Consider the following 19,348-nt stretch of genomic DNA (forward strand, 5'->3'; position numbering starts at 1 on the left):
TCTTCCGGTGGGGATCACGAGTCCGCGCCGACTAGGTGCTGCGAAGGGAAGGCCATGCCCACAATGCCGCGCACGACCCGGCTGTTGCCGCTCGCCCTTCCCGCCACACTCGTGCTCGCCGCGGCCATGGTCGCCCTTCCCGCCGGACCCGCGGCGAACGCCCAGAACACACCCGGAGCGGCCCCCGACACACCCGGGAGCTCCGTCACCGTACACATCGATCCGTCGTACCAACAGCCGGAGTTCGAGGGATGGGGCACCAGCCTGGTGTGGTTCGCCAACATCACCGGCGGCTATCCGGACGAGATCCGTCACAAGCTCGTCGACATGCTCTTCGCAGACGACGGTCTCCGGCTCAACATCGCCCGCTACAACGTCGGTGGCGGCAACGCTCCGGACGTCCGTGACGACTACATGAAGGTGGGCGCCACCATGCCAGCCTTCTGGAAGGCGCCACCCGGGACCACGCACACAGACGTCGACTGGTGGGACCCCGACAACCCCGACCACTGGAACCTCGACGCCGACGCCAACCAGCGTTGGTGGATCGACCAGATCAAGGACCGAGTGGACCGCTGGGAGGCGTTCAGCAACTCACCGCCCTACTTCCAGACGGTCAGCGGCTACGTCTCCGGCGGCTTCGACTCGAGCGCGGACCAGATTCGCGCCGACCGGGTGGACGACTTCGCCACCTACCTGACCCGCGTGGTCGACCACATCGAGCAGGAGCACGGTATCTCCTTCGACACGGTCGACCCGCTGAACGAACCGAACACGCCCTACTGGGGCACCCAGCTGGGACCCGACGGCCAACCGACGGGCGGCCGGCAGGAAGGCGCGCACGCGGGACCGGCTCTGCAGCAGTTGGTGGTCAAGGCGCTGCGCCGGGCGCTCGACACCGCCGACACCCGTGCGGTCGTCGCCGCCATGGACGAGACCAATCCAGGGACCTTCACCACGAACTGGAACGCCTACGACGCCGAGGCCCGTGCCGCTGTCGACCAGCTCAACGTCCACACGTACGGAACGGGCCAGCGCACCAGTGTCCGCGACCTCGCCAAGGGGAGCGAGAAGAAGCTCTGGATGAGCGAGGTCGAGGGCTCCTGGGGGAGCGGCACCAGCTACACGAGCATGGAGTCCGGGCTGGGGATCGCGACGAGGATCGTCGACGACCTGCGCGAGCTCGAACCTTCGGCGTGGGTGTTCTGGCAGCCGATCGAAGACGCCATCCCGCAGCAGGCGGGCGGGGGCAACTGGGGCAGCATCCACATTCCGTTCGACTGCACGGCAGACGACACGCTCGAGACCTGCCCGATCCAGCCCAACACGAAGTACGACACGATCCGGAACTTCACCCACCACATCCGTCCGGGCGACCACCTGGTGAAGGTCGACGACCCGTCGAGTGTCGCGGCCGTGAAGGCGTCCGGGCGCGCCGCGACCGTCGTCCATGTCAACAACAGTGCCGAGACGCGCGAGGTGACGCTGGACCTGTCGCGGTTCAAGACCGTCGACGCCAAGGCCTCGGTGACGCCCGTCGTGTCCAGTGCCGACGGCGGGCTCGTCACGCAGGAACCGATTCAACTGAAGAACCGCACGGCGTCGTTCGTCGTGCCCGCCAAGTCGGTGACGACGTTCGTCGTCGAGGGCGTACGCGGCGTGGCGAAGGAGGCCGCGTACCTCCAGCCGGGTCACGTCTACCGGCTCCAGGGTGTGCAGAGCGGGAGATCCCTTGCGCCCTCGAACGACCAGAGCGGCGTGGTAATCCGTACGAACGACGCCGAGAACACCGGCCAGCTGTGGACGGTACGGAAGCTGACGGGCGGGACCACCCATCGCGAGCGGTACGCGATCGACAACGCGGGCAACGGCAAACGCCTCGCCGCGCAGGACAACGCCGCAGGACTGGTGGACGTGCCGCCCGGTGAGGCCGACGTGGCCGAGAGCGCCCAGTGGATCCTGTCGACGACCGGCGACGGCACCTGGACGTTCGTCAACGCCGCCACCGGTCGCCTGATCGACGTGCCGGGGCAGGCGACGGACGACGGTAGTCCGGTGTCGACCTACACCCCCACGTCGGGGCCGAACCAGCGCTGGGCCGTCGTCGACGAGACCGCCCAGCGGACCGAGACGGTGGAGACCTATACGGTGCCCGGTCGGACGCCGACGCTGCCCGAGGTCGTGACACCCGTCTATCCCGACGGAGCGCGCGGCACGCTGCCCGTCACGTGGACGATGCCGCCTGACGGGCGGTGGCGCGAGCCGGGAACCGTCCACGTCACGGGAACGGCGACGGATCCGCTCGGCCGGCTACTGCCCGCCAAGGCCGTCGTCACCGTCGACACCTTCACGTCCACCCTGGCCGGGAGGGCGAAGACCTACGTCGGCGGTCAGCCTGACCTGCCCACCACCGTGGTCGGCGTCGGCGAGCACGGCGGCCGCGCACAGCTGCCCGTGACCTGGGGCGCGCCGCCGGACGGCGCGTACGACCAGGCCGGCGTGACGACCCTGCCCGGTGTGGCGGAGGTGGTCGATGGCACGACGGTCGAGGCGACCGTCCGTGTGCAGGTCACCGAGCCGGTTCCGACCAACCTCGCGCCTGAGGAGGACGTGGCGGTAGGCGCCACGTTCACCGAGAGCGGCTACTCGCCCGAGCGGGTACGCAACGGCGACCGTACCGACAAGGCCTGGTCGAACTGGAAGCCTGGCACGAAGAACCCCTCCGACACGTTGACCTTCTCCCTGCCGGGCGCGCGGGATCTCACCCGGGTCGTGACGTACTTCTACCGCGACGGCGACAACATCAGCTTCCCCGAGAGCCTGAAGGTGCAGGTCCAGACCGTGGGCGGCGACTGGGCGGACGCGAGCGACGACATCCCGGTCGGCACGGAAGGCTCACCGGTCATCGACGTTCCCCTGCCGGCTGATGCGGGACCGGCGGCGGGGGTGCGGGTCGTGATGACCGCGCGGCCGTCGGGATACATGACCGTGAGCGAGATCGAGGTGTACGCCAAGGCGCCCGGTGTCTCCTCAGACGCCTCGGCCGCCTCGATCGAGGTGGACGGTGTTCCGCTGGCCGACTTCGACCCTGACACCACGGAGTACGACGTGACCGGCGATCCGAGCAGGAGCGAGGTCACGGCGACGCCCGCCGATCCGTATGCGACCGTGACGATCCACCCGGACGAACGAACGGACAGGTCCGTACTCGTCACCGTGACGAGCGAGGACCGCGACCAGACGCGGGACTACCGGCTCAGGTTCGTACCTCGATGAGGTTGCCGGTTCATGTTCGCTCAGAGCGTCCGGAACGTGCCGCTGGGAAGGGCCCGGGGGGCCGTACCGTGTGCGCATGACGGAACCCAGCGGGACGACGGTCGGTGAGTTGGCGGCACGGCTGAGCGGCTGGCTACGCCGCCTTCCGCCAGCGGAGGACCGGATCGTGACGTTGATCAAGGAGCTCGACGCCAGGTATGGCGACCGGTCGGACCCGGTGACCGCGAAGACGTGCCGGGAGGTCGAACGCACCGCGTGGGCGTACTCGCGTCATCTCGAGTTGCAGTTCGAGCCTGCGGGTACTGGAACGCCTGACGAGGAGAGCCGGGGTTGGGACGATCCTGACCCGGCCGGCGTCCTGCGTGGTGCCGCCGCGGTGACCCAGGTGCAGCGGTTGCGGGAGGGTGTCAGCCTCATCCAGATCGACAGCCTGGAACCGGTGAGCCTGGCGCAGTCGTACGTCAAGGCGGCGTTCCAGCTCGCTCGGCACGCGTCCGGGATCATCATCGACCTTCGGGGCAACGGCGGCGGCGACCCCGCGACCGTCGCGCTCATCGCCGGCCTGGTGCTCGGAGACGTGTCGCGCCCGTTGTCCGAGGTCACCTATCGCGAGCGTAGGCGGCAGTGGTGGACGCCTGACTTCGAGGCCGGGACAGCTGTGCCGGCTCACGTCCCGGTGGCGGTGCTGTCGAGTACGCGTACGTTCTCCTCCGGCGAGGCGCTTGCCTACCATCTCCAGGCGCGCGGCAGGGTCACGGTTGTCGGCGAGGCGACACCTGGTGCCGCGGACCACGTCACACCCATCCGCCTGGCGCCGACGGTCCTCGGGATCCTGCCGGAGGCGTACGTCACCGACGCGGTGACTGATACCAACTGGGAGGGCCGCGGCGTCCTGCCTGACGTCGCATGCACCGCCGAGGAGGCGGCCTCGGCGGCCGTCGACCACCTGCTGCGGGCGTGACCGATCGGTGTGGTCATCGTGGTGCCGCGAGGTGCCGGGAGAAGAAGTCCACCGACTTCGCACCACTCCAGCCGTGCCCGCCGGGGAACAGGTCGAGCTCGAGCCGATCAGCCGCGCCCGCGGCCCGATAGATGTCCGCCACTCGGGAGTGACACGCCATCGCGGACTCGAGGCGGAAGCACTGGTCGAACGCGCCGATGTCGACCAGGAGCGGGCGTGGTGCCAGCAGGCCTTGCAGGTCTGGTAGATCGACGAGTTCGTACAGACCGGGCGTGATCTGCGATCCACAGTAGTTGAGGTCCCGGAACGCGAAATGTTCGAACAGATCGCTGTAACAGATGATCTCGGCGGCCGCGAGCCGCTCGTCAGTCAGGGCACTCCATAGCGTCATGGTGCCGCCGCCGGACAGACCCATCACCCCCAGCCTGCCCGCGTCGACGTACGGAAGTGCCGAGGCGAAGTCGACCAGGCTCCGCCCGTGCGCGAGGTTGATGCCGAGTGGCGTCATCCCGAGCATCGTGGGCAGGTAGTAGAGGTTGCACCAGTCCCGGCCGCCGGCGAGGTCGTGATGGTGGGGCTTCGCGCTGTCGTCCTGGTCGCCGTACCCCATCCAGTCGATGCCGAACGTCACGAAGCCCGCCTCGGCCATCCGTCGACCGTAGGAGGTGTGGGTGTCCCGGTCGGCCTCACGTAGCGCCGGTGACGAGTCGTTTCCCATGACGACTTCCTTGCCGCCATGGCTGTGTCCGTGCCAGCAAAGGAGCGCGGGACGGGTCTCACTCGCGCCCAGCCCGGCCGGACGGTTGACATAGGCGTACGCCGCAAGGTGTTCGCTCACGTCGAGCAGCCATCGCTGGGTGAGGACGTCGCCACGCTGCCATTCGGCGATAAGCTCTGCCTGCGGCGGGACAGCGGCGGGAGCCGTGCCGAGCGTGGCGAGGACGTCGGGGAGTGCCTTCGCCTGCCACTCCGCTACATCACGGCCAGGGGTGTAGCGGTGAGTGGGTGGTCGGGTGGCGGCGAGTGTGCGGAACATCTCGTACGGGCTCGTGTTGCGGACGGTGCCAGCCATGACAGCCCTTCCTTCCCACCACCTGCCGAGGACCGGCAGCTCGTCAACCGCGCGTAGATGACGCTGGCAGTGATGATGATGAGCTGCCGGTCCACGGCGGCAGGATCATCGTTCACCCTGATCGCTCAGTACCGGCTTGACGTCGACGAGGGGAGTTCCATCGACCGCTTCGAGATCCCGTACGAGGATCCGGAGCCCGTCGATGGCGGTGATGCGTACCCGATGCAGGCCGATCGGATTCGGCCGGTCCGCGGACCGGGTGCTGAACACCCCGGTCACGGGATTCCGGGGATCATCACGCGGATGCACGGCGAGTACGTCTCTCTCGGCGCGGTGAAGCCACGTCAGGACGAGAACCTCCGCACCCACCACGAGGTCGCGGAGGCCGTCCGCCACGTCAGTGTTGAACACCAGCCACGCCTCCGGCGCGCCTTCGGACCCCTGCTTCGGGGCGACCGCAGGATCGACGAGCGTGGACTCGACGTATCCAACGGGCCTTACTTCGTACGACGTCATGGCATCACCCCAGAGCGCGGCTCACCCGGTCACCTTAGACCTGGCCCATGACGCGTGCCTGACCATCCGTCCGTCCGTCCGGCTCAGGCGTCCGTGTAGTACTGCTCGGGGTTGGTCGGCCCAGGTGTGGGATAGACGTACGCGTTGGGCATCGTCCTCGGAACGTTGTGAAAGGTCGTCTTGACGATCCCGTAACCCTGTGCGGGCAGGATCGTGCCGATCGCGTAGAACTCGTCCGTGGCGATCTGCAGGATCTGCATGAAGAGCTCGCGCCGTTCTGCCGGGTCCGGACTTGCCCTGAGCTGGTCGTACAGCTCCATCTGCCGGCGTGTCGTGGCAGGCGGCTTCATGGCGGGGGAGTCGCCGTTGTACCAGTTCGCCCAGGCGATCGCGTAGTTGGACTCCTGGCTGAACGGGAAATACCAGCGGGGGTCCAGGATCGCGTCGTTCAGTCCACCATCGCCGCCCCAGATGGCGACGTCGTGCTTGTTGGCTTCCTTGCGGGTGTAGAACAGCGCGCGGTCCTCGGCCTTGATCCGCATAGTGATGCCGACCTCGGTCCAGTAGCCCCGGATGAGCTCCAACGCGTCGACCTGCGTGGGGCTGAGGCCGGTTGCGGTCTCGACGTCGAACTGGATCGGTTCTCCGTCCGGCCCCAGCCGTCGGTTCTCGCCGTCCCGTTCGGAGTAGCCCGCCTTGTCGAGATGCTGGTTGGCCAGATCGACGTCGTAGTCGACGTACTGCGTGGCGAGTTCTTCGACGTAGAACTCCGACCGCTCACTTGGCGCCGCCTGCCAGGGCTTGCCCTGCCCCTGGAACACCGCCGTGATGAGTTCCTCGCGGTTGATGGCGTACGACAGGCCGATGCGGAAGTCCTTGTTCTGGAAGATCTCCCGCTTCATCTGGTCCGTGTGGGTGAGGTTGAACGCGATCATCAGGTTGTTCATGCTCGCGGGCACGGTGTCGAAGAAGTCGTAGCCGCCGGATTCGCGGTTGCGGGCGAGGACCGGCTTGTTCCTTGGCTCGTTGATGTGGCGTACGTGCATGTCGAAGTCGCCGTTGCTGGCCCGTAGCAGCATCACCTCGGGGTCGGTGATGACCTGGAAGCGCACCTCGTCGAGGTAGGGAAGCTGGCTGCCGTCCGGGTCGGTCTTCCAGTAGTACGGATTGCGGCTGGCGACCAGGCGGGAGCCGTCACCGAGGGCGTTGTCGACGTGCCACGGGCACAGTGTGGGAAGGTCCGGGTTCATCCAGCGCGCGTTGTAGGGCGTGCCCTCGATCAGGGCGCCCTTGCGGTTGAACAGCTCCACCCAGTCGGCGACGCCCTCCTCCTCGACAAGCGCGTCGATGTCAGGGTTGTACTTCTCGTGGAACTGCTTGAGGTAGTGGAACGGCCTGTACACCAGGTCGGAGCCGCCCGCCTGGGCCTGTTCCTCCGGAAAGAGGCCGTTGGGGCGCTCGAACGTCACGCGTACCGTGACGTCGTCGATCTTCTCGAACGTGGCGGGATTGTCCGGCGGCACCGGGGTGAGCTTCTTGTTCCTCTCCACGTCCTCGTTGGCGAACACGAGATCGTCGGCGGTAAACGGCTCGCCGTCCGACCAGCGCATCCCCGCGCGCAAGGTGATGGTGTACTCCCTGCCGTCGGCGTTGGGTTCCACCGACTTCGCGACGTTCGGGATCACCGTGCTGAACTCGGGGTCCCAGCGCGTGAGGTTGTCGTAGCCGATGGTGCGATCGAGCCAGGCGGCGTCGGCTGGGCCGAGCAACGCGGTGTTCCAGGTGCCGCCGTACGCACCGATCTGATCGGTGGGTTGGACGACGAGCGGTTCCTTCGGCAACCGCTTGGCGACCGGCGGCAGGTCTCCCGCCTTGACCAGCTTCGCCAGGCTCGGCGCTTCGCGACCCTTCTTGCCGCCTCCGCCAACACCACTGCCACCGCCGCCGGAGTTGGGATCGGTGGACAGCAGGTCGCAGCCGGTAGCGAAACCAGCCGCCACCAGTCCTGCGGTGCCCATGCGGAGCAGCTCACGTCGCGTCTGGCCGCGGCCGCGATTGTTCTCGACGCCCATCTCACACGCCCCTGTCCTCGGCTTCGGTGCCTCGATCGTGGAGCCCCCGTGGACAACGCTTTCCGAAGACTAGGGACTACGCAGGACGGAGACAAGAAGGGGCCCTCGGCAGTAGCCATTGTGGGACACCGCGCGGCATTCCGCCCAGCCGCGTCGTAGACCACAGCGACTCCATTGTCGTGGTGGGAGCGACGCGACGTGGGCAACGACGCCGGCGTCAGTGCCGGTATGCGCGTGCCTGCAGATCGAAAAGCCTGGCGTAGTGGCCGCCGGCGTGCATCAGTTCGTCGTGGGAGCCGACCTCGGTGATCCGGCCGTTCTCGACGACGACGATCAGGTCGGCCATTCGCACGGTGGAGAACCGGTGCGAGACGAGCACGGTGACCGCTCCGGTCGTAGCAGCGAGATCGTGCGCGGTGGCGGCGTACTGCTCGTAGAGGGACTGCTCGGCCGCGGGATCGAGTGCGGCCGTGGGCTCGTCGAGCAACATCAGCAACGGCCGATCGCGCATGAACGCCCGAGCGAGGGCAAGTCGCTGCCACTGGCCACCGGAGAGGCCGACCCCACCCTCGAAGGTCGCGCCGAGTTGCGTATCCAGGCCGGCTGGCAGGCTCGCAACCACCGGCTGTGCCTGACCGTCGACGGCCGCCGACGCGACTCGTGCGCGATCCGTGCGGTGCGCGAGGTTACCGACGCCGATACTGTCGACCGCCAGAAACTCAAAGGTCGCGTAGTCCTGGAATCCGGCCGAGATTCGGGCCCGCCACCTGGTCGGGTCGAACTCGGTGAGCGGAACCCCGTCTACGAGGACATTGCCCTCAGTGGGGTCGTAGAGTCGGGCGAGCAGTTTCACCAAGGTCGACTTCCCGGCACCGTTGGCGCCCACGAAGGCGACCGTTGCTCCGGCCGGTAGATGGAGATCAATGCTGTGCAACGCCGGTCGGCGAGACGTGTCGGAAAGACCCACAGGGTAGGTGAACGAGACATCGCGCAGGTGGATGCCGTCGCGGAGAACCGCGGGCGGCGTCCGGGTGCCATCCCGCCAGCGGCGCTGTGCGGAGTACTCGCGCAGCCAGTGGTATCGGCTGAAGACCTGCATCTGGTCGACGACCATCCGAGCGTTGGCAGTGACCGCTTTGCCCGCAGAGATGACCTGCGCCCCGATGAGTAAGAGCAATGACACATCACCGACGCTCGATGAACCGCTTTGCAGCCCGTCAACTACCCACCACACGGCCAACGCGTACGCCGCGCCGAAGACTACCCAGCTCGCGGCAGCGTAGCCGGCGAAGTGTCGGGTGACGGCGATCTGCGGACGACTGCGCTGTCTCATCGCGGCTCTGCAGACTGCGAGCAGTGGACCGCCGAGGCCGAAACACCGTACTTCCAAGCCCTGGCGCGGATCGGTGAGCACGTCGACGGACTGCTGCGTCAGGCGGCGGTAGCGCTCGTTGTCGAGGAGAACCTCGTTGTGCTTGTTCGCGCCGCGCACCTCGACCGCAGCGGGAAGCAACGCGACCAGAAGCAGCACGCACAGTTCCGGCCGCACCGAGGCGAGCAGACCAACGACGGTGACGGTGCTCGCGACCGAGCCAAGCGTCTCCAGCAGGCGCGGACCGCCTACGAGGGCATTGACGTCAGCCTCGATCATGGCGATGCGGTCCGCCAGCGCCGGATCCTCGTGATGCGCGATCGACGGGATCTCCGCGGTGAGTCGTAGCAGGTCGTCGTGCACATGTCGCGACACCAGGTCTTCCACCGTGTCGCCCAACGGCCAGGTCACTTCGTCTGCCACGGCACCCAGGAGCAGCGCAGCCGCGGCGAGCGCGATGCCGGGCCAGATCGAGTGCCGTGTCGAGTACGCCAGGATCGCGTGGCTGATGCCGAGCAGGCTCACCGCCGGCAGGGTGGAGCTCAGAATTACGCACGTGCACATCCCCGCTGTCATCCACGGTGCTGCGCGCCAGGCGGTCGACAGCCACAGCCCGACGATGCGCAGGGCGTTCACAAGCCCTCCTCGACCTCGACGTACCGACTCGCCTGCGTCATGAACATGTCGTGGTAGCGCCCGCGTACACTCATCAGCTCCTCGTGCGACCCCTTCTCGACGATCCGCCCGCCCTCGAGGACACAGATCGTGGGCACGGGCCGCACCACGGAGAAGCGGTGCGAGATGACCAGCGACGTCACCTCCCGAGCAAGCTCGAGATATCCGTTGACCAGCCGCGCCTCCGATTCGACGTCGAGTGCGGCAGCGGGCTCGTCAAGCACGAGTACGCCGGCGCGGGCATCGACCGCACGGAGGGCCCGTGCCAGCGCCACCCGCTGCCACTCGCCACCGGACAGGTCCGCGCCGCCCGGGATCGTCTTGTCCAGCGGAGTCGCCCAACGCCGCGGTAGCCCGTCGACCAGGTCGACGATCCCGGCACGCGCCGCCACCGCCTCCATCGCGTCACTGGGCGGCTGCTGCTCGCCGTCGATCCGGCCGGACCAGAGGCGGCCCGCACCGAGCTCGATGTTGTCGCCGACCGACAGCGGCAGTCGCACGAAGTCCTGGGTGATCGGCGCAATCCGCAGCTGCCACGACCGCAGCTCCTCCTCGTCGAACTCGGCAAGGTCGACGCCATCGACGAGGATGCGCCCGGACGTCGGCTGATGGGTGCCGGCAAGCAACTTCACGAGCGTCGACTTGCCAGTGCCGTTGACGCCCACCAGGGCCACCGCAGCACCCGCATCCAACGTCATCGACAACCCGCGCAAGGTATCGCTGCTCGCCCGTGGGTAGCGGAAACGCACCTCGTCGAAGACGACCATGGGTGCGGCGCCGTGTCCTGGCCTCCGCCCATCCTCGAGCACGGTCGCCGACGGCTCCGGCTCGGGAGTCCCGCCGGAGTTCAGCTGCTCCATCCACCGGGACACCGTCGCCCCACGCTGGACCTCGGCGTAGCCAGACAGGTTGGTCGATGCGATCGAGAAGACGAGGGGCAACGTCGTCGCCAAGCCACTCAGCGTGAGCCGCCCGTGCTCGGCCTGCCATCCGGCGTATCCGAGCGTCCCTACGGCGATCGCAATATGCGCCAGCCCGAACAGCGACGCCTCCACTGCCTGCTGTCGACGGATGAGCCAGTAGGGTCGAAGCGCCTCGGTGGTGTGCGTCCAGAAGCGGCCACGCAGGAAGCCGGCGAGGCCGAAGATGCGTACCTCCTTGGCTGTCTTTCCCATTCCTTGGGTGAAGGCGTAGCGGGCATGTTTCTGTCCCTCGGTCTGGGCGGTCCACACGTCCATCTGCCTGCTGATGTTGCGTGCGCCATACAGCGAGCGGGCAATGGTGGCAGCAGCCAGGACGAGTGCTCCCCACCAGGAGAAGACGATGCCCAGCGCAACTGACCTTCCCACCAGGCTCAGCGTCAAGGCGGCCAGCGGCCCGCACGCCAGCTGGACCCCCGAGGTGATCCACCACCGGTTGACACTGATCTGCTGGAGCCGTCCAACGATCTCTGGATTGTCCAGGCTCGCCAGGTCGGGACGGGCCGCCCCGACCGCCCCGACCCGCAGGAGCACGTCTTCCTCCGCATTCGCCTGCAGCCGCTCCAGCGGGATGACGGCGAGCGCCTCGACAACGTTGCCGAGGGGTAACGCGGCCAGCAACAGCCCCAGTAGGAGGACGAACGCGATGTCCACACCGTCGGCGACCACGCTCGGCAGCCGGCCCACCACCGCCCCCACAAGCAGTGGCGTCGCCACCTGCAGACCCGCGCTGAGTACGCGCAGTGCAACGCTGCTGACCGCGGCCGCCGGGCTCAACAGGTAGGCGTACCGCCACAACACGAACACGTCGCCGCACCTCCGACGCCTGTTGACCGCTACCGGCATTGCGGCCCGCAACCAGCGTGGCGCCGGCGCTCGTAGCCGGGCAGGCGCCGTCTACTGGTACCACCCGTGCTGGGCCTCGCGAGGGTGCAGGTCTCAGGGCAAGCCGCTTGGGTTCAATCGGTCAGGAAGGTCTCACGCTATGCCCGGCCACCGACAACGGTTCAGCGATGACGTTGGTTGTGCTGGACGGCGTGATCTCATGCCTGCACGGGTGCGCCCCCTTCGGGGGGCGTCGAGCCCGTCAGCGGTGTGGCGTCGAGCCCGTCAGCGGTGTGGTGTCGAGATATCTGACCTCGTAGACCAGCTCCGTGAACTTCCAGCCGTCCGGGGTGCCACGCAGCGCCTCGATCTCGAAGCGATCAGCGATGGCCTGAACGTTGCTCATCGGTTCCGTCCTCGTCAGATCGAACGGCTCACGGCTGCATGGCTCAGCCGGTGAAGGACTGAGGGCCGAAGCGGCCCCATGCCACGAGGACCGCCAGGGCGAACAGGGCAAGGGTCATCACGATTCCCTGGACCTCGCGGCGGCGTGCGTGCGGGATGAACGCGCCGACCATCAGCAACGCCAGACCGACGGCGGCAAGCGGTACCAGAACCGGCGCGATGCTGAGCGCGGCGGGCAGTATCAAACCCACCGCACCCAGGACCTCGAGGGCGCCGATGGCCTTGATGGTGCCGGCGCTGAAGCCCTCGAGGACTCCCATGCCGGAGGCGACCAGCTTCTCCTTGGGCTGGGCCAGCTTCACGGCGCCGCTGGCCAGGAAGGTCACGGCCAGCAATGCCGCAATTATCCACAAAGCGATGTTCATGAGGGCTCTCCTTGCAGCGGTGTCGACGACGCCCGCCCTGATGTGCTGAGGTTTCCTGTCCGCGGGACATGTTGGTCTCGGCAGTACGACGACACAACCCGCGGGAATGTGAGGCGACGCGCCAACCTCACAGATCGGTGCGATGTCTCGTCGGACTGGTAGGGGGCGGGAGCGACCAAGGGAGTGAGCGACACCGTGACCACCTACTCGGGGCCGGAAGACCGCTGGCTCGATCCGAGCCTGAGCGCCGTCATGAGTGAGCGGCGTCAGCTGATCAACCTCGCGTACCGGCTCCTCGGCTCCCTGTCCGATGCTGAGGATGTCGTGCAGGAGACGTACGTCCGCTGGTACGCCATGTCCGCGCAGCAGCGGGACGCCATCGAATCACCCGCCGCCTGGCTGACGAAGGTCGCCAGTCGCATCTGCCTCGACCTGCTCGGCTCGGCACGGGCGCGGCGGGAGAGGTACGTGGGCGAATGGATCCCGGAGCCGCTGCCCGATCGTGCGGAGTGGATCGGCGGGCGGTCGGGCGATCCCACGGACGACCCGGCCGACCGGGTAACCCTTGACGAGTCGGTCAGCATGGCCTTCCTCGTCGTGCTCGAATCGATGACCCCGGCCGAGCGCGTGGCGTTCATGCTTCACGACGTCTTTCGCTACCCCTTCGCCGAGGTCGCCGAGATCGTCGGCCGTACGCCGACGGCATGTCGCCAGCTGGCCTCGTCGGCCCGCCGTCGCATTCGCGCGGCACAGGCTCCCGCGACCCCGACAGCCCAGCGCGCCGCCATCGTCCGGGACTTCAAACAGGCCTGGGAAGCCAGGGACATCGACGCCCTCATCGGCCTTCTCGACACCGACGCCACGGCGATCGGCGACGGCGGCGGTGTCGTCAGCGCCGAACTCCGTCCGATCGAGGGCGGCGAACAGGTCGCGCGCTACTTCGCCGAGCTCGCTGGTTGGAGAGCCGACATCACGCTCCTGGAACGCACCGTCAACGGCCAACCAGGCCTGATTGCTCTGCAAGACGGCGCCACTGTGACGGTGATGGCGTTCGACGTCGTCGGCGGCAGGATCAAGCACATCTGGGCGGTACGCAACCCCGAGAAGCTCCGTCCCTGGACGACGGACTGACGTCCGTCTCCCTACCATCGCCTCGCGGCCGCGCCGCCTAGCGACCGCCGTTGAGGATCGACGTGAACACGTCCTCGAACCGTGCCCCGTCGGCGGCGTACCCGACCAGCTGCGGTGTGCCGCCCGCTGCGTCGATCGTCTGCCCGGAGGAGGCGCCGTCGAGGACGACGTCGACCTTCCGCGACTGGTAGGGGACGAGGTCGTCGTGTGGTCCCAGGACGAGCGATGCCGCGGCGAGCGCGTCCCACCAGAACATGATGTCGAGGTCGATCAGCGGCGGCATGTCTGGCTGCGTCACGATCGCGTGCACGAGCGTCGCCTCGGCGGTGCGCGCGGAGGCGCCGAGCCGGTCGATGTAGGCCTGGGTGATCATCACGTGGTTCGTCGCGTCCAGCGGGACGATCCGCACCCGACCGGAGGGCATCGTCTGAAACACCGAGTCAGCCGCGTTCGGGTCGATCCATAGGTTGACCTCCTGGGTGTTGTCGAAGCCCCCGGTGGTCGAGCCGAAGAGATTGCCCGGCACGTCGAACGCGCCGCCCATCACGTAAAGCGTGGCGATCTTCTCCGCCACGCTCTGGTCGCGCAACGCCGCGGCAACATTGCTGAGCGGGCCGGTGGCCAGCACCGTCACAGGCTTGCGCGAAGTCAGAACGGACTTGGTGATCAGCTGTGGCGCGGTCAGCGGCGACGGTTGGTTGGGCCGGTCGGCGTTGTCGAGTGCCCCGGTCAGAACACGTTCGAACGTCTCGCGCGCCTCGGGTGGCGCCGGGTGCACGCCGGTCGCCGAACCGTCGGCCACCGGAACGCGTGGCAGTCCGCACTTCTCGACAATGGTCCGCGCGTGGGTCAGAGACCGGCCGGCCGTGCCGATGCCGTTGTTCACGACTGTGACGGCGCGCAGGTCGATCCGGCGTTGCTTGTGAGCTTGGCAGAGGAACGCCAACGTCGATGCGTCATCGAAGTCCAGGTCGCTGTCGTAGACGACCGGAACGGGATCGTGGCCCGTCGAGTCGTCGGGCGGGACCACGTCCGCCCTGCTCGCAGTCGTCGTCACCCCGACGCATGCAAGGCTCATCACTGCGGCGGCCGCCATAGCGACGGCACCCTTCAGGTACCACTTCGACGTCTTCGCCATCTCCGTCCTCCCCAGAAATGTGACACGACGTGCCGGTCGCGTCGCACCGGGAACATAGGGGACGGCAGCTTCATATCGGCTTCATGGACGAGCGTCGGTCGACGCGTTCGAGGTGTTTCCCGTGTACGGACTGAGATCGTTCGGTCGGGCCGCGAGGGTCCAGGGGCGAGGAAGCTTGCCAACCACTGTGCTCTACTTCGGGGATGGTTGAGCAACTGCCGGGTCCCACGCGGGCGGCGAGTTGGCGGCGTGCCGCTGTGCGGCCTGTTCTCGACGCGTATGCCGGCTCCGCAGGTGTCGACGCCGTGATGCTGAGCGGATCTACCGCCCGCGGTGACGCCGACCGCTGGTCCGACACGGAGGTCGGTGTGTTCTGGTGCCGGCCGCCGACGGCGAGAGAACGCGCAGCCGTCGCGCGGGCGGCACGCGCGGCCGACATGCGGACGGTGACCGCCGAGGACGCGAACCCACCCTGGTATGACCACATCTACCTCGGTGCCGGGCGGCCGGACGGGCTGATGGTCGAAGTCGTCCACACGCTGACGGCAGTGGTCCAGGACACCCTCGACACCGTGCTGGGCAGTGACGTTCCGGGCCCTACGAGCTTCGCTCGCGAGGCCCACCCCCGCCACTGCGAACCCGACCCGCCGGGGCTCGACGTCATCAAGGGGATTGTCGACGGCCGCGAGGTCAGCGGGGCACGGGCGGACATCGTTTCCCGGTGGAAGGCACGCGCGGCCTCCTATCCGCGCGGCCTCGCGATCGCAGTCGTCCAACGTGATGGCGCGATCGAACAGTTCTGGCGGTGGCGCATGCTCGTCGAACGCGACAATCCGCTCTTGCTCGCGCGCGAGTTCAGCCGGATCGCGAGCCAGCTGCTGGGCGTCCTGCACGCGCTGAACGGTCGCTACTGCGGACACCCGTCGGCGTTCAAACGCCTCGACTCGCTGGAGCACGACCTGACGCTTGCACCGCGCGGGCTCGCAGCTCGACTGCGTGCGTCATTCACACTGCCCGCACCCGAGGGCGCGGCGGTGCTGCGCGGTCTGGTGGAGGAGACATACGACCTTGTCGAGGTCCACCTGCCCGAAGTGGACGTCGGGCGGCTGCGCTCGCTGTTCCGGTCCGACCGCAGGCCGCTCGAAACCCTGCCCAGGACCCGTGAGCCGTGAATATCGTGGCGCCGTGGATTCCTTCCGGGATATTGCATCCTGCTCGTCGACACGCCGGAGGTTCAGCGGCTTACCGACCTTCCGCGCCGTCGTCGGCGGCGGCGACGCTCTCGGGCCACAACATGAAAGCCTCCGAGCGGAGTTGACGGCCGAGATCGACCGGCTCCGCCTGAGCGGGGACTGGATGCGGTCCGTAGCTTGCATACGAGGACGACGGCATGTTCCCGGCCGTCGCTCCAGAACGGCGGGCGACGGAACCGTAGACTCGCGCCCGGAACGGACTTTGCGACGACTTGATGCGAGAGGAACTGGTGAAGTGGAAAGGTCGCCGATCGCGATGCTGCGAGAGTTCCACAACGTGTTCGATCTTCCTCGCGCTGAAGTACCCGCATTGCCACACCCAGACGTCGCTGATCTACGCCAGCATCTCTTGGAGGAAGAGGTCGCAGAACTCGCCGCGGCCGTTCAAGCGGGAGGACTCGCTGACATTGCTCATGAGCTGGCTGACGTCATCTACGTAGCGCTTGGCACGGCAGTGACCTACGGCATCGACGTGGATCCGATCCTCGCCGAGATTCACGCGGCGAACATGACGAAGCTAGGACCCGACGGTCGGCCGATTCGTCGGGCTGACGGAAAGGTCCTGAAAGGCGACAACTATCGCGCTCCAGACGTCCGTACTGCACTGCACAGGCAGGGTTGGCGCGATGAGGCTTCTAGCGGTCTGGACGGTCGCCCCGCCCCGGCCGAGGGCGGCCCACGAGGTTGCCCGTAGAACGAGGGCGGGCGTGCGGGACCCCTTACTGACTGATCCCACCCGGCGCGGCCCACGGACCCGACAGACCCCGACGCCACGGCCTGGCAAAGGCGAGTTCGGTCTGCGCGCTCTCGGCAACTCGGCCTGCTAATGTCCGGCCGCATGGACTCGATCTGGGTTGGGGAACGGGTGCGCCTGCGAGGCGTCGAGCCAGAGGAATGGCATTTCGCGGTGGAGTTCGACCAGGACAGCACGGTCACGCGCAACGCGGACAGGCTGCACCCGCCTCGCTCCAAGGCGGGCTACCGCCAGTGGGCCGAGGCCAATGCGGGCACACCAGACGACGACACGTTCAGCGTCGGGATCGAATCGCTCGCCGAACGTCGACTCGTCGGCGGGATGAGCACGAACGGCGTCGACAAGAACGCCGGAGTCTTCTCCTACGGCATCACAATCGGCGCGGACTTCCAGCGATGCGGCTATGCAAGTGATGCGATCATCTTGCTGCTGCGCTACATGTTCGCAGAGCGCCGATTCCAAAAGTGCGACGTCGGCATCTACGCCTACAACACGGCTTCCCTCAAGCTTCATGAGAGGCTCGGCTTTGTCGAGGAGGGACGACGCCGCCGGCACCAGTTCTTCGCTGGGGAGTATCACGACCTGGTACTGATGGGCATGACCATCGAGGAGTACGCCACGGATTACTCGCTCGGTTCCGTCGCGTCCTGCTGATCGCTCCGGAGCGTTCCTGAGCGTGACACGCGGTTGAGGAACCCATGGTCAATCGTGACATGCACGGGGCGTCAGGCCGCCCGTTACGTGCGTAGCGGAGCCGAAGACGGTCGACCGAGGAGGATGGGACCGGAAGCCGGCTCGACCTCCCTCGCGAACTGGACCCTCGTCGGCCACACTGAGTCCATGGAATACGTCGGCCGGGTGCCCGCCCCGCCGCTCGACCGGTTCATCGACGACGTCTACTGCCTTACCGGGGTGCCGCGCCACCGACGGATGAACGTCCCGCCGATGCCTTCGGCACACCTGTTCATCAACCTGGGAGGACCCGCCCGCGTGCGGGATTCCGACCCTTCGGTGCCGCCGGCAGTGTTCACCGGTGGCTGGTTCATGGGTGTGTGGACGAGGCGTTTTCTCCTCGAGTACGAAACGCCGGTGCGGCTTGTAGGGGTGCACTTCAAGCCATGGGGGATTTCGCCGTTCGTCGACATGCCGGCGAGCGAGCTGCGGGACCGATGGGTGCCAGTCGACGTGGTTTGGGGACGGACCCTGGACCGGATGCGCGATCGGATCGCCCGTGCCGGGTCGACCGGTGAGATCCTGCACACTCTCGAGGGGTGAGGTGCGATCTCGGCTTGTATCTGCACCGTCGCGCGGCTTGAAGTTGGTCAGCCATACGGCCGGGCGTCTGGAGGCCTCGTGGGGCGCGATCTCGGTCGGGGCGCTTACCGTTGCCGCCGGAGTGAGCGGCAACCACCTGGCCACGCTGTTCAAGTCCCACGTCGGAGTCACCCCGAAGCGGGTGGCGCGGATCTGCCGATTCGCGCGGCTGATCCTGTCCGTCGATGCCCTGCGTCCGGTCGACTGGTCGGAGCTCGCTCAAACGGCTGGCTACTTCGACCGGGCTCACTTCAGCAGGGAGTTCAAGGACTTCACCGGCCACACCCCGACGGAATACCTGGCGCTCCGGCGCCGGTTCCCTGCTGAGCCTGGGTTTCCGCCAGACAGCGGCCCGATGCCCGCTGATTGATTTTTTACATGCCCGGTTGCCCTCGAGGACGACATCATCGGCAGCGGATGCGCAAGGAGACCGGAGGAGGCCCGGTGGGCACGGTAATCATGCACAGCGTGGTGTCGGTCGATGGTTTCATCGCCGACGAGAACGACGACGTCGGACCACTCCACGAGTGGTACTTCAACGGGGACACCCCGATCACCGAAAGCGGCGACCAGCAGTACGACCATTCCGGAGCTGGAGCCGGCTTCAAGGCCTCTCGTGTATCGGCGGAGTACGTCCGGCCGATGTGGAAGGCGATCGGCGCGATCGTGATGGGTCGTCACCTGTTCGACCTGGTGAACGGTTGGGAGGGCCACCCGCCCGCAGGCGACCATGTGGTCGTGGTGTCCCACCGGCCCAAGCCCGAAGGTTGGCACCCCGAGGCGTCCTACCATTTCGTCGATGACGTGACAACTGCGATCGACAGGGCCCAGGAGCTTGCCGGGGAGCGGACCGTCAGTGTGAACGCTGGCGAGGTGGGCAGCCAGATCCTCACGGCGGGCCTCGTGGACGAGGTGGCGATGGACGTGGTGCCGGTGGTATTCGGGTCGGGCAAACGCTACTTCGGCAGTATCGAGGGGCAGCATCTACTGGAGGATCCCCACGTGGTCATCCAGGGCGACCGGGTACTACATCTGAGGTTCAAGGTACGCTGCTAGGGCGTGTCCCGTAGATCTTGGTGGTCGAAGTTCGATAGATCATTGGTGTGTTTGATCGTCATGACTTGACTGATGAGGAGTGGCAGCGGCTGGAGCCGTTGCTGCCGGAGCAGCCGCGGCAGG

General features: G+C 67.3%; 17 protein-coding genes. 9 read left to right on the forward strand and 8 right to left on the reverse strand.

Annotated elements, in window-relative coordinates; all coding sequences use genetic code 11:
• The first annotated feature begins 54 nt into the window (after nt 1-54).
• Both ABNF93_RS32240 and ABNF93_RS32245 read left to right on the forward strand, forming a co-directional pair.
• Complete coding sequence (locus ABNF93_RS32240; protein ID WP_349332045.1) at nt 55-3,276, forward strand: glycoside hydrolase; 3,222 nt, start codon at nt 55-57, stop codon at nt 3,274-3,276.
• 76 nt (nt 3,277-3,352) lie between these two features.
• Nucleotides 3,353-4,237, forward strand: coding sequence for a S41 family peptidase (locus ABNF93_RS32245; RefSeq protein ID WP_349332046.1), 885 nt, complete (start codon nt 3,353-3,355; stop codon nt 4,235-4,237).
• A 13-nt stretch (nt 4,238-4,250) separates the two neighbouring features.
• Here the strand turns inward: ABNF93_RS32245 and ABNF93_RS32250 are convergent, their stop codons facing one another.
• The 7 genes from ABNF93_RS32250 to ABNF93_RS32280 form a co-directional block, all read right to left on the reverse strand.
• The gene (locus tag ABNF93_RS32250) at nt 4,251-5,309 is read right to left on the reverse strand and encodes an alpha/beta hydrolase family protein (RefSeq protein WP_349332047.1); all 1,059 of its coding nucleotides are present in this window, start codon (nt 5,307-5,309) and stop codon (nt 4,251-4,253) included.
• A 105-nt stretch (nt 5,310-5,414) separates the two neighbouring features.
• Nucleotides 5,415-5,825, reverse strand: coding sequence for a tRNA (N6-threonylcarbamoyladenosine(37)-N6)-methyltransferase TrmO (tsaA, locus tag ABNF93_RS32255; RefSeq protein ID WP_349332048.1), 411 nt, complete (start codon nt 5,823-5,825; stop codon nt 5,415-5,417).
• Between the two features lie 83 nt (nt 5,826-5,908).
• Complete coding sequence (locus ABNF93_RS32260) at nt 5,909-7,843, reverse strand: ABC transporter substrate-binding protein (protein ID WP_349332049.1); 1,935 nt, start codon at nt 7,841-7,843, stop codon at nt 5,909-5,911.
• Between the two features lie 271 nt (nt 7,844-8,114).
• Complete coding sequence (locus ABNF93_RS32265; RefSeq protein WP_349332050.1) at nt 8,115-9,905, reverse strand: ABC transporter ATP-binding protein; 1,791 nt, start codon at nt 9,903-9,905, stop codon at nt 8,115-8,117.
• The gene (locus ABNF93_RS32270) at nt 9,902-11,731 is read right to left on the reverse strand and encodes an ATP-binding cassette domain-containing protein (protein WP_349332051.1); all 1,830 of its coding nucleotides are present in this window, start codon (nt 11,729-11,731) and stop codon (nt 9,902-9,904) included. Before ABNF93_RS32270 ends, ABNF93_RS32265 begins: the two co-directional genes overlap by 4 nt.
• A gap of 280 nt (nt 11,732-12,011) precedes the next feature.
• Nucleotides 12,012-12,155, reverse strand: a complete 144-nt coding sequence (locus ABNF93_RS32275) for a hypothetical protein (protein WP_349332052.1) — start codon at nt 12,153-12,155, stop codon at nt 12,012-12,014.
• Nucleotides 12,156-12,198: 43 nt separating this feature from the next.
• The gene (locus tag ABNF93_RS32280; RefSeq protein ID WP_349332053.1) at nt 12,199-12,579 is read right to left on the reverse strand and encodes a DoxX family protein; all 381 of its coding nucleotides are present in this window, start codon (nt 12,577-12,579) and stop codon (nt 12,199-12,201) included.
• 195 nt (nt 12,580-12,774) lie between these two features.
• Here ABNF93_RS32280 and sigJ point away from each other — a divergent pair, with 195 nt between their 5' ends.
• Nucleotides 12,775-13,710 carry an RNA polymerase sigma factor SigJ gene (gene sigJ / locus ABNF93_RS32285; protein ID WP_349332054.1) on the forward strand — a complete coding sequence of 312 codons (936 nt, stop codon included), beginning with the start codon at nt 12,775-12,777 and terminating at the stop codon, nt 13,708-13,710.
• 37 nt (nt 13,711-13,747) lie between these two features.
• On the opposite strand, the gene ABNF93_RS32290 is transcribed toward sigJ, so the two are convergent.
• Nucleotides 13,748-14,848, reverse strand: coding sequence for a nucleoside hydrolase (locus tag ABNF93_RS32290; RefSeq protein WP_349332055.1), 1,101 nt, complete (start codon nt 14,846-14,848; stop codon nt 13,748-13,750).
• Nucleotides 14,849-15,051: 203 nt separating this feature from the next.
• On the opposite strand from ABNF93_RS32290, the gene ABNF93_RS32295 reads away from it, so the two are divergent.
• The 6 genes from ABNF93_RS32295 (at nt 15,052) to ABNF93_RS32320 (ending at nt 19,225) form a co-directional block, all read left to right on the forward strand.
• A complete protein-coding gene (locus tag ABNF93_RS32295) occupies nt 15,052-16,020 on the forward strand; it encodes a hypothetical protein (protein WP_349332056.1) in 969 nt (322 codons plus the stop codon).
• Nucleotides 16,021-16,357: 337 nt separating this feature from the next.
• The gene (locus ABNF93_RS35120) at nt 16,358-16,795 is read left to right on the forward strand and encodes a pyrophosphohydrolase domain-containing protein (protein WP_502877665.1); all 438 of its coding nucleotides are present in this window, start codon (nt 16,358-16,360) and stop codon (nt 16,793-16,795) included.
• Nucleotides 16,796-16,939: 144 nt separating this feature from the next.
• On the forward strand, nt 16,940-17,509 hold the full coding sequence (locus ABNF93_RS32305; protein WP_349332058.1) for a GNAT family N-acetyltransferase: 570 nt from the start codon (nt 16,940-16,942) through the stop codon (nt 17,507-17,509).
• A gap of 186 nt (nt 17,510-17,695) precedes the next feature.
• Nucleotides 17,696-18,130: a DUF6597 domain-containing transcriptional factor gene (locus tag ABNF93_RS32310; protein ID WP_349332059.1), complete on the forward strand. Its 435-nt coding sequence runs from the start codon at nt 17,696-17,698 to the stop codon at nt 18,128-18,130.
• 37 nt (nt 18,131-18,167) lie between these two features.
• Nucleotides 18,168-18,539 (forward strand): helix-turn-helix domain-containing protein, encoded by a 372-nt coding sequence (locus tag ABNF93_RS32315; RefSeq protein ID WP_349332060.1) that lies wholly within the window; start codon nt 18,168-18,170, stop codon nt 18,537-18,539.
• Between the two features lie 74 nt (nt 18,540-18,613).
• Nucleotides 18,614-19,225 carry a dihydrofolate reductase family protein gene (locus ABNF93_RS32320; protein ID WP_349332061.1) on the forward strand — a complete coding sequence of 204 codons (612 nt, stop codon included), beginning with the start codon at nt 18,614-18,616 and terminating at the stop codon, nt 19,223-19,225.
• Nucleotides 19,226-19,348: the final 123 nt, after the last annotated feature.

Source organism: Actinopolymorpha sp. B9G3, assembly GCF_040120725.1.
In the GTDB taxonomy this organism is placed as follows: Bacteria; Actinomycetota; Actinomycetes; order Propionibacteriales; family Actinopolymorphaceae; genus Thermasporomyces.

Bases quoted from the DNA above. Each gene is read 5' to 3' on its own strand.
- ABNF93_RS32240 (WP_349332045.1), top strand. From the start codon at position 55: ATGCCCACAATGCCGCGCACGACCCGGCTGTTGCCGCTCGCCCTTCCC.
- ABNF93_RS32245 (WP_349332046.1), top strand. From the start codon at position 3,353: ATGACGGAACCCAGCGGGACGACGGTCGGTGAGTTGGCGGCACGGCTG.
- ABNF93_RS32250 (WP_349332047.1), bottom strand. From the start codon at position 5,309: ATGGCTGGCACCGTCCGCAACACGAGCCCGTACGAGATGTTCCGCACA.
- tsaA (WP_349332048.1), bottom strand. From the start codon at position 5,825: ATGACGTCGTACGAAGTAAGGCCCGTTGGATACGTCGAGTCCACGCTC.
- ABNF93_RS32260 (WP_349332049.1), bottom strand. From the start codon at position 7,843: ATGGGCACCGCAGGACTGGTGGCGGCTGGTTTCGCTACCGGCTGCGAC.
- ABNF93_RS32275 (WP_349332052.1), bottom strand. From the start codon at position 12,155: ATGAGCAACGTTCAGGCCATCGCTGATCGCTTCGAGATCGAGGCGCTG.
- ABNF93_RS32280 (WP_349332053.1), bottom strand. From the start codon at position 12,579: ATGAACATCGCTTTGTGGATAATTGCGGCATTGCTGGCCGTGACCTTC.
- ABNF93_RS32290 (WP_349332055.1), bottom strand. From the start codon at position 14,848: ATGGCGAAGACGTCGAAGTGGTACCTGAAGGGTGCCGTCGCTATGGCG.
- ABNF93_RS32295 (WP_349332056.1), top strand. From the start codon at position 15,052: ATGGTTGAGCAACTGCCGGGTCCCACGCGGGCGGCGAGTTGGCGGCGT.
- ABNF93_RS35120 (WP_502877665.1), top strand. From the start codon at position 16,358: ATGCTGCGAGAGTTCCACAACGTGTTCGATCTTCCTCGCGCTGAAGTA.
- ABNF93_RS32305 (WP_349332058.1), top strand. From the start codon at position 16,940: ATGGACTCGATCTGGGTTGGGGAACGGGTGCGCCTGCGAGGCGTCGAG.
- ABNF93_RS32310 (WP_349332059.1), top strand. From the start codon at position 17,696: ATGGAATACGTCGGCCGGGTGCCCGCCCCGCCGCTCGACCGGTTCATC.